Genomic DNA, 1572 nt, shown 5'->3' with positions numbered 1-1572 from the left:
GCGAATCGTCGATAAGTAGGCCGAATGTAGAGCGGCAGTCCAAAACCCATCAACATAAGTTTAGCGGATGTTTGACAACCGGGGGAATCCATGTAGCCCCGTTAAGGGGTGAGCAACGCAATACAAAAGCCGCCACATACCACCTTAATCACCAAACACAACGCATAGTGAAAATGCCACGCGTTGCGAATGATCTTCACCCGATAAAATGGACACCCTATTATCTTTAACCCGTCGCTACTTCATATTCATGCGGGGTTCGATATCCAAGACTTGAGTGCAGTCTATAACGGTTATAAAAATGCTGGATATAACCGGCAAGTTTATCTCTAAGCTGCTTCTCACTTTTAAAACTATTTTTCCTAATTATGTCGCCTTTGAGCGTATGGAAGAACGACTCCACCTCCGCATTATCAGTGCAATGACCTGGACGATTCATACTTGGGACAATTCCATTTTTTGATAATAAAGCTTGAACTTCATGGGCTCGATATTCAGAGCCTCTGTCGGTATGAAACAATAAGCGCTCTTGTGGTTTTCGATTTCTAATTGCCATTCTCAACGAACTCATCGTTAGTTGTGTACTCTTCTTACTACCAAGCGACCAACCGACGATTTTACGCGAGTAAAGGTCGATAACGACCGCTAGATACATCCAACGTTTACCTTGCTTTATATACGTTAGATCTCCAGACCATTGTTGATTAACTGCCGTTGGTTTTGGTGTGTCTTTTTTAATATTCTTAATCGATTGATAGAACCGATGTAGCTTGGCCATTTTCATGTAAATGCGATAACTTCGCGCTCTTAGCCCTTGATCTCTCATGATCCGAGCTACACGCTTGCGGCTAACCAAAACTCCTTGGCGCCTCAGCTCTGCATGAACTCGTGGACTACCGTAAGTCTCTCGACTCTGGGTAAACACTTTAATTATGCGCTTCTTCAAAGCCTGCTCTTCTTGATCGTAGCGGCTTGGCTCTCTATCAAGCCATGCGTAGTAACCCGACTTAGAAATAGATAGAAAACGACACATCAAGACAATGGAATAACGCGTTTTGTAATGGGCTATGAATCGGAATTTTGTCGATTTTCTTGGGCAACGAATCGTTGCCACTTTTTTAGCAAATCATTCTCGAGCTTAAGTTGTTCGTTCTGACGTTCAAGCTCTGCAATCCGACTAGACTCAGTTTTCTGGCTCGGGATCTGAGTCCTTTTCTTACGTTTATCTTCCATAATAACCCCTTCTCTATAGTCCTTTCGCCATTTAGAAAGCATATAAGGGTGGATATCTAATGATAGCGCCACGCTTTTAACTGTAGCTCCTTCTCGAAGCGAAAGTCGGACAGCAGTTACCTTAAATTCCGTAAGATATTGTTGAGTTTTTTTACCTGATTTATAAGCTGGCATAAACACCTCCAATTACAATTGAAGGTGTCCATTAGATCGGGTCAACTACAGAGTCCGTCTTAAACGCTTGTATGGATAATAAGCACTCCAATCGGGTAATGTGAGACCCAGGCTTTAGCTGCAACTAAAGCTTTCTATGTAGTAGTTCGTTTAAACGCTGGCTCC

At 42.8% G+C, this 1572-nt stretch carries 1 protein-coding gene; it reads right to left on the bottom strand.

Going from position 1 to position 1572, the window contains the following annotated elements:
* Positions 1–226: 226 nt before the first annotated feature.
* A protein-coding gene (locus AACR09_RS00985; RefSeq protein ID WP_193834666.1) for an IS3-like element ISVisp1 family transposase occupies positions 227–1407 on the bottom strand; the annotation gives its coding sequence in 2 pieces (ribosomal slippage) (positions 227–1122 and positions 1122–1407; 1182 coding nt in all).
* Between the last annotated feature and the right edge of the window lie 165 nt (positions 1408–1572).

Origin of the sequence: Vibrio sp. OPT20 (assembly GCF_963889365.1) — a bacterium.
GTDB lineage: Bacteria > Pseudomonadota > Gammaproteobacteria > Enterobacterales > Vibrionaceae > Vibrio > Vibrio splendidus.
This window is presented reverse-complemented; position numbering and strand designations above follow the sequence as displayed.